Origin of the sequence: Bradyrhizobium sp. (assembly GCF_035273305.1) — a bacterium.
Lineage (GTDB): Bacteria > Pseudomonadota > Alphaproteobacteria > Rhizobiales > Xanthobacteraceae > Bradyrhizobium.
In genome coordinates this window covers 1-8,271 of sequence record NZ_DATEPI010000196.1, presented here as the reverse complement: position 1 = coordinate 8,271, position 8,271 = coordinate 1, and the positions used below count along the sequence as shown (strand labels likewise).

The 8,271-nt window shown below is 61.4% G+C and carries 6 protein-coding genes and 1 pseudogene; 4 read left to right on the top strand and 3 right to left on the bottom strand.

Going from position 1 to position 8,271, the window contains the following annotated elements; translation table 11 throughout:
* Window positions 1–39 precede the first annotated feature (39 nt).
* Complete coding sequence (locus VJV58_RS13565; RefSeq protein WP_324137865.1) at window positions 40–1,659, bottom strand: GMC family oxidoreductase; 1,620 nt, start codon at window positions 1,657–1,659, stop codon at window positions 40–42.
* 154 nt (window positions 1,660–1,813) lie between these two features.
* On the opposite strand from VJV58_RS13565, the gene VJV58_RS13560 reads away from it, so the two are divergent.
* Window positions 1,814–2,986: a M20 aminoacylase family protein gene (locus VJV58_RS13560; RefSeq protein ID WP_324137864.1), complete on the top strand. Its 1,173-nt coding sequence runs from the start codon at window positions 1,814–1,816 to the stop codon at window positions 2,984–2,986.
* Window positions 2,987–3,000: 14 nt separating this feature from the next.
* Here VJV58_RS13560 and VJV58_RS13555 read toward each other — a convergent pair whose 3' ends face one another.
* Window positions 3,001–4,218: an MFS transporter gene (locus tag VJV58_RS13555; RefSeq protein ID WP_324137863.1), complete on the bottom strand. Its 1,218-nt coding sequence runs from the start codon at window positions 4,216–4,218 to the stop codon at window positions 3,001–3,003.
* Window positions 4,219–4,478: 260 nt separating this feature from the next.
* Here VJV58_RS13555 and VJV58_RS13550 point away from each other — a divergent pair, with 260 nt between their 5' ends.
* On the top strand, window positions 4,479–4,976 hold the full coding sequence (locus VJV58_RS13550) for a ferritin-like domain-containing protein (RefSeq protein ID WP_324137861.1): 498 nt from the start codon (window positions 4,479–4,481) through the stop codon (window positions 4,974–4,976).
* A 127-nt stretch (window positions 4,977–5,103) separates the two neighbouring features.
* On the opposite strand, the pseudogene VJV58_RS13545 reads toward VJV58_RS13550, so the two are convergent.
* A pseudogene (locus VJV58_RS13545) lies at window positions 5,104–5,700 on the bottom strand (UdgX family uracil-DNA binding protein); the annotation flags it as partial.
* 245 nt (window positions 5,701–5,945) lie between these two features.
* On the opposite strand from VJV58_RS13545, the gene VJV58_RS13540 reads away from it, so the two are divergent.
* The gene (locus tag VJV58_RS13540) at window positions 5,946–6,803 is read left to right on the top strand and encodes a DNA repair protein (protein WP_324137860.1); all 858 of its coding nucleotides are present in this window, start codon (window positions 5,946–5,948) and stop codon (window positions 6,801–6,803) included.
* The coding region (locus VJV58_RS13535) for a Y-family DNA polymerase (RefSeq protein ID WP_324137859.1) at window positions 6,694–8,271 on the top strand (1,578 nt) is incomplete at its 3' end. The genes VJV58_RS13540 and VJV58_RS13535, both read left to right, overlap by 110 nt.

Genomic DNA, 8,271 nt, shown 5'->3' with positions numbered 1-8,271 from the left:
CGCCAAATAAGCGTCGACGTGATGACGTATGCGTGATCGCTACCGGGAGTCCTCAAGGATCATTGCGGCGCCTTTTTCGGCGATCATCGCGGTGGGGGTGTTGGTATTGCCGGATGTAATCGTCGGCATCACCGATGCATCAGCGGCGCGAAGGCCGGCAATGCCATGAAACCGGAGCCGTTCATCGACGACGGCCATCGGATCGTTCGCGGTGCCCATTTTCGCGGTGCCGACCGGGTGAAAGATTGTAGTGCCGATGTCGCCGGCGGCTTTCGCCAACGCTTGATCGTCGTCGCCGACGGATGGTCCGGGCAAAAATTCTTCGGGGTGGTAGCGCGCAAGCGCCGGCTGGCGCATCAGACGCCGCGTGGTCCGAATGGCGTCGGCAGCAACCTGACGGTCTTCGGCGGTCGACAGATAATTTGGCGCGATCGCGGGCGGTTCGGCAGGATCGGCGGAGCGGATACGAACAGTACCGCGCGAAGTCGGCTGGAGGTTGCAGGCACTCACGGTGATTGCGGGAAACCGATGCAAGGGGTCGCCGAACTTGTCGAGCGAAAGCGGCTGGACGTGAAATTGGATGTTGGCGCGCTCGCGGAGAGGATCGGATCGCGTGAATATCCCAAGCTGCGAGGGCGCCATCGTCAGTGGGCCACGGCGGCGGAATGCATAGTCGAGACCCATCAGGCAGCGCCTGACAATGGAATAGTAGGTCTCGTTGAGCGTGCGAACGCCCTGGACCTTATAAATTGCCCGTTGCTGCAGGTGGTCCTGCAGGTTGCGCCCGACACCTTGCCGATCGAGCACGGTCGCTATGCCGAGCGGCACCAGCCATTCCGCAGGCCCGATGCCGGAACGCTGCAGCACCTGAATCGATCCGATCGATCCGGCGCACAGGATCACCTCGCCTTTGGCGCGTGCCTCAACCATTTCACCGTTCTGAATGAATCGCACGCCGACGGCTCGTCCTTGTTCGATAACAAGCCGATCGACAAGAACGTGTTTTTCGAGCCGCAGATTGGCTCGCTTCAAGGCTGGTTTCAAAAACCCTCGTGCGGACGACCAGCGGCGACCGCGCTTCTGGTTGACATGGAAATAGCCGACACCCTCATTGTCGCCGGTGTTGAAGTCTGGAATTCGTTTGATACCCATTTCCTCTGCGGCATCGCCGATCGCGTCCAGAATAGCCCAGGACAGCCGCGCTGCTTCGATTCGCCAGCCGCCGCCGCGGCCATGGTGCTCGCTCTCGCCAAGGAAATGATCCTCCAGACGGCGGAAGGCCGGCTTCACGTCATCCCAGCCCCAGCCCGCGAGACCGAGCTGGCGCCAGTGATCGTAGTCGGCCGCCTGTCCGCGCATCGAGATCATGGCATTAATGGCGGACGAGCCGCCGATCACCTTGCCGCGGGGATAGGCCAGCGAGCGGCCGTTCAGGCCGGCTTCCGACTCAGTCCGGAACATCCAGTCCGAGCGTGGATTTCCGATCGCAAACAGGTAACCGACCGGGATGTGAAACCAGATCCAGTTGTCATCCCCGCCTGCCTCGAGCAGCAGCACCCGGTGCCTGGAATTGCTGGACAGCCGGTTGGCCATGATGCAGCCGGCCGTGCCGGCGCCGACAACGATATAGTCGAAATCACCTTCGAGAATTCGGGACATAATTTGAAATTCCGGAAGTCGGTCGCTGTAATCGCCCCGGCGCGTTCTGCCAGTTTCGTGACCGGTCTGTACAGCGCTTGTACCATTGATGTTGGGCGGATCGCGGGTGCGTGCTACACACCGCCAAAACCTCCAACCCTAGCTGAGAGCTGCCATGCCCATCGTCAACCGCGTCGCCGACCTTCAACCAGACATTCAGGCTTGGCGCCGCGATATCCATCAGCACCCGGAGTTATTGTACGATGTGCATCGCACTGCAGCATTCGTCGCGGAGCGCTTGCGGGAGTTCGGCTGCGATGAGGTCGCGACCGGCCTGGGACGCACAGGGGTCGTCGGCGTGATCAAGGGGCGCAAGCCGGCCGGCAACGGCGAAATCAAGGTGATCGGGCTTCGTGCCGATATGGACGCGTTGCCGATCGAGGAGGAGACCAAGCTACCGTATGCATCGAAGACGCCTGGCAAGATGCACGCCTGCGGCCATGACGGCCACACCGCGATGCTGCTCGGCGCCGCCCGCTATCTGGCCGAGACCCGGAATTTCGCCGGAGATGCGGTGGTGATTTTTCAGCCGGCCGAAGAGGGCGGGGCGGGAGCAGCCGCCATGATTCAAGATGGACTGATGGACCGCTTCGGAATCGATCAAGTCTATGGGATGCACAATGGTCCGGGAATACCGATCGGATCGTTTGCGATCCGGTCCGGTCCGGTGATGGCGGCGACAGATTCCATCGACATCACCATCGAAGGGCTTGGCGGTCACGCCGCGCGTCCGCACAAGTGCATCGATTCGGTGCTGGTGGGCTCGCAGCTGATCACCGCGTTACAGTCGATCGTTTCGCGTACGGTCGATCCGCTCGACTCTGCCGTCGTCTCGATATGCGAATTCCACGCTGGCAACGCGCGGAACGTGATTCCCCAGACCGCCGAACTGCGGGGCACCGTTCGTACTCTGACGGCGGAGGTGCGGGAGCTGGTCGAGAAGCGCGTGCGTGAGGTCGTGGCCGGAGTGGCGCAGATAACCGGTGCCAAGATCGAGCTGGTATATCAGCGCGGCTATCCAGTGGTGGTCAACCACGCCTCGCAGACAGATTTCGCGACGAAAGTTGCTAAGCAAGTCGCGGGCGATGCCAATGTTCATGAAATGCCGCCCCTGATGGGCGCGGAGGATTTCGCCTATATGCTCGAGTCCCGGCCGGGAGCCTTTATCTTCTGCGGCAATGGCGACAGCGCAGGCCTGCATCATCCGGCCTACAACTTCAACGACGAGGCCATCGTTTACGGCACTTCCTACTGGATCAAGCTGGTCGAGAACACGCTCGCGGCGTGAAAAGGGCCGCCGGCTTAGTGCACCTCTTCAGGTGGTTTGGTGTGCCGGAACATCCGCAGCAAGGCGAGGTCATACGCGATCTTGAGGGACCCGCAGACGACCAACGGCAGGGCGGAAAACGGCCCCGCTAGCATGACACCGGCGATGGCGGGACTGATTGAGGATGCCAGGCTCCGCGGCACAGCGGTCACGCTTGCCGCCGCGGTGCGTTCGGCAGGCGTTACCACCGCCATAACGTAGGATGAGCGGGTGGGGACGTCCATCTGGGAAAGCGCCGAGCGGACCAGCAGCAGCGATAGCACCGCGCTCAGGTTGGAACAGAACGCCGCAGCGATGAGGCAGAGGCTGGAGGGGATGTGGGTAAAGACCATGGTGTTGATCAGGCCGATGCGTCGGGCGAGCCAGGCCGCCACCGGGAATGAAAATGCGCCGAGGAGGCTCGCGCAGAAAAAATACAGGCCCGCCGCTTCCAATGACAAATTGAAGCGCTGGAAAAGCCAGAGCGCCAGCAGCGATTGCACGACGAAGCCCCCGGCAAAGGCGTCCATGCTGAACAGCGCCGCAAGCTTGTAGACGACGCCGCGTGACGGGCCGAGCGCAACCTTCGGGACGCTCGCCGTATCGCCGGTATCGCGCGGCAAGCGTCGGTACAGCAAGGCCGCGAGCAGCCCCAGCGTTGCGTAGGCGTAGAACATCAGCTTGATCGCAGCGAGCCTTGACCAGCCGTCAGAAGCGAGGACCCCGGGCAAACCCGCGGCCAGTGAGCCAAAGGCGGAGGCGAGCGAGCCGATCAGGCTGTACTTGGCAAACACCGAGGTGCGGTTCCGGTCAGCAGTTTCCTTGGTCAACAACGCATGCTCCAGTGGAACCAGCATGCCGAGATCGCCGCTCGACGGATTGATGCTGCCGACAAAAGCGACCAGGAGAATTGGCGCAATGCTTTCGATCGATGGGAAGACCAGCCCGGTAAAACAGACCAATCCGGCACCGGCCAGGAAAAGACTTCTCAGTTGGAAACGCGGTGCGATGAAACCGGTGAGCAAGGTCAGCGCCGCGGTTCCCAGCAACGAGGCGCTCGCGACCAGTCCGATCTGTTGCGCCGAAAAGCCAATCGCGGAGAGATAGACCGGCAGGACGATGATCGCGAAGCCGTCGCCGAATCCGCGAAGCGCGCGGGCGGCGTAGAGGCAGAGAATATCGGGCGGGGCTTTCGTCAAAGGGAAGGGCGTCATCGATAGATCCGCAGCTGGCTCACGCGGATGGTCGATGTGCAGCAGATACCGCCAGACGACATGTCTCACCTCCGGCGTCGGAGCGAGACAACTCTTGGCTGCACCACAGCTGACCGGGCGGTTGCCGATGGCCCGAACGTTATCGCCGTATCATGTCACCCGCATTCAGGCAACGGCGCGATGCTTCGTCGCTGGAACATTGTCAGCAAGGTGGCGTTGAGACGCGGCAACGTCCCCCGATGCCGCCAATGGAGTGCGCTATGGCCACGAAAGATAAGGACCTCAATGACCTCTTTCTCGATACGCTCAAAGATATCTATTACGCCGAAAAGCAAATCTTGAAGGCGCTGCCGAAGATGGCGAAAGCCGCCAGTTCCGACAAGCTGCGCGCGGCTTTCGAAAAACATTTCAACGAAACCGAAGGCCAAGTCGAGCGTCTTGAACAGGTTTTCGAATTGATCGAAAAGCCGGCGCGCGGCAAGACTTGCGACGCGATCCAGGGCATCCTGGATGAGGGCAAGGAGATCATGGATGAGTACAAGGGCTGCGAGGCGCTGGATGCCGGCATGATCGCGGCCGCGCAAGCGGTCGAACATTACGAAATCTCTCGCTATGGCACGCTCAAGCAATGGGCACAGCAGCTTGGCCTGAAGGATGCCGTTCGGCTCTTGGATCAGACGCTGCAGGAAGAGAAGAAGACCGACGAAAACCTGACTTCGCTCGCCGAAGCTGCCGTGAACGTCGCGGCGGCGGCCTAGCCCTTATTGCCGATGCGGCATGGCGCTTTGCGTCGTGCCGCATGTCGGCTTCCCCGCAAAAATCTGACGCTCACATCGTTCGGTGCCGTCATAGGGGAAGGCCAAGTTCGGAATACGAGCGGCAAGCTTACGCCGCGCGCGCCGATTTCCGCAGGGTCTCGGCTGCAATTCTCAAATCGGCAACAAACCGCTCGTATTCGCGTGCTCTCGCCTCGGCATCTGGCTGCCGCAACAGATAGGACGGATGCACGGTCACGACGGCCTTGATGCCTCCCGCAAGATCAATCACTCGGCCCCGGTTCTTGTTGATCGGGGTCATCTTTCCAAAGACGCTTTGGGCAGCCGTTGCGCCCATTGCAACCACCAACTCGGGTTTGATTGAAATCAGTTCACGTTCGTACCATTGGCGGCAGGCTTTGATCTCCGGGGTCGTCGGTTTCTGGTGCAGGCGGATTTTTCCACGAGGTACGAATTTGAAATGTTTCACCGCATTGGTGACGTAAGCCTTCTTGCGATCGATGCCGGCCTCTGCCAGCGCGCGGTCGAGCATCAGGCCGGCCGGTCCGACGAAAGGTTTGCCGGCGAGGTCTTCCTTGTCGCCCGGCTGTTCTCCGACCAATACAACCTGCGCATGCTGCGGACCTTCGCCGAATACAGTCTGGGTTGCGTTCTTCCAGAGAGGGCAGGCGCGGCAGCCGGCCGCCTGCTCGCGCAAAATTTTGAGGCTGGGTGAGGTAGGCGCCATGGGCCCGCTCCAGGAGGTCATTTCACTGCCTCGACCAGAGCCCAATTCAGAGATGTCATGCTTAGTTCCGCCGATCTCCTTGCAGTTGCTTGCAAAAACATAGAGCCTCTAAACGATTGACTCAGCGGGGGAGGTTAGCTTTATATTAGAACATATCATGAACATATCGGCTGACAACAGGTTTACCTGAGGCCGGCTCAGTCGCTCTTTTTTGAAAAAGGCACATGGTTTTGTCGCCACACCACTCACCAGGGCCTTGCCCACGTCTGAGCACGATTGCCAGCTTGCGCGACAGCATCGAGCGCGTCGAGGCGCACGCTTCGTGCTCACCACGCAGGGCGGCGCTCGGGCATCCCGAGGCGGACGCGACCCTACACGGTGGTCTCGCTCTGGGGGCGCTGCACGAGGTGTTCGCCGAGGCTGGCCGGCAAAGTGCCGCCGCAACTGGTTTCATCGCGGGGCTAGCAGCGCGAGCGGGCGCGCGACGACCGCTGGTGTGGGTGCGGCAGGATTTTACTGAAATTGAATCGGGCGCGCTGTCGATGAACGGACTAGCCGAACTAGGTCTCGATCCGCGTCTTTTCGTAAGCGTGCGCGCGGGGGATGTGGACAGTGCACTACGGACCGCCGCCGACGCGCTGGCCTGCGATGCCGTGGGTGTTGTCGTGCTGGAGGTATGGGGCGAGGCGCGGCAGCTTGATCTGGTCGCCAGCCGTAAGCTGACGTTGGCAGCCCAGGCTTCGGGAGTCACCGCCCTGTTGCTTCGAATGGCCGCCGAGCCACAGCCGTCAACCGCTGAAACAAGATGGATCGTGCGCGCTGCGCATTCCCCCCCGGCTGTTTCGTTTATGCCTGCGACTGCTTCAATGCCTGCGGCGGCTTGGAGCGCGTGGGGCGCACCGGTGTTCGACGCGGAACTTGTGCGCAACCGTCATGGCCCTGTTGGTCGGTGGATCATGGAATGGAAATGTGATGAGTGCCTTTTCAACAAACCGGCGGCGTATCCTCAGCCTATGGCTGCCACGGCTCCCTATCGACCGCATCAAACGCCAGCTCGCGCGCGACAACGCCGCGCCGGCTAAAGCGCTTTACAGCGAAGCGGCCATCGGTTCCCCTGAAGACCGCTCAAAACAAAACCATCCTTGTATTGTCGTCGCCAAACAAAACAACGCACTGCAAATTTCTGCGCTGGACCATAAGGCCGCACAGCACGGCCTTCACGTCGGCCTGCCGCTCGCTAACGCCCGCGCCATCTGTCCTCAGTTGCAGGTGTACGATGCGGATGAAGCCGCCGACGCCAGTGCTTTGAATTCACTTGCCGATTGGTGCGACCGCTTTACGCCCTTGGTGGCGCTCGATTCTCCGCATGGGCTGTTTCTCGATATTACCGGCTGTGTGCATTTATTCGGCGGCGAGGCCGCGATGATGCGGTTGATCTGTGACGTGCTGACTGCACAAGGCTTGGCGGTCAGTGCCGCCATCGCCGGTACTGCCGTCTGCGCGCGGACCATGAACCATCATGTCCATGGCCGTATTATCTGCGATGGCAAAGAGGCCGATGCGGTAACCCCGCTGCCGGTGTCGGCACTCGGTGCCGATGCTGCCGTTATCACAGGCCTCCGCCGCGCCGGGCTGAAAACGATCGGCGATGTGGCTGGCCGTGCGCGGCATGAAATCACCGCAAGATTCGGAGCTGGTTTTACAACGCTGTTGGAACAGGCGCTGGGAGAACGCGATGCGCCGATCAGCCCGCGCAAGCCGTTGCCCGATTACATCGTGGAGAAGCGTTTCGCCGAACCGGTGGCGACCGAAGAAGTGATATCCAGGACACTATCCGGGCTTGCCGGGATGCTCGTCGCGACGATGGCGCAGCAGGGCAAAGGCGCGCGGCGGATGGAAGCCCGTTTTTTCCGCACCGACGGCGCGGTTCGCACGATCACGGTCGACACTGGACAACCTGTCACCAGAACCGAGGTGATCGATCGGCTGTTTCGCGAGCGGCTCGGCGCCTTGAGCGATCCGCTCGATCCGGGGTTCGGATTCGATCTCATTCGCCTGTGCGCCAGCCGTACCGAGATCATCGTTCAGCAGCAGCGCGATCTCGATGCCAACGTTCACGATAATGACGAGCTCGCAGCATTGATCGACCGTATCGCGGCGCGTCTCGGTGGAAAACGCGTGCTCGTGCATCTGCCGCAGGATACTCATATTCCCGAGCGCGCCGTAATGGCTGTGCCAGCGCAGTATCATCTTGCCGCTGCGGCTCATGCGGTCTGGCTATCCCGGGTGGAAGGCGAGCCGCCATTGCGGCCCTTACGGCTGTTCGAGCGCCCGGAGCAAATCAAGGTGATCGCGCAGGTGCCGGACGGCCCCCCCGCGCGGTTCGTCTGGCGTCGCGCCACCCATGCGGTGATCCGTGCCGAAGGCCCCGAGCGCGTCGCCATGGAGTGGTGGCGCGGGCAAGGCGAAATGCTGACCCGCGATTATTTCCGCGTCGAGGACGAGTCAGGCCTGCGGTTCTGGCTCTATCGCGATGGACTTTATGATCGC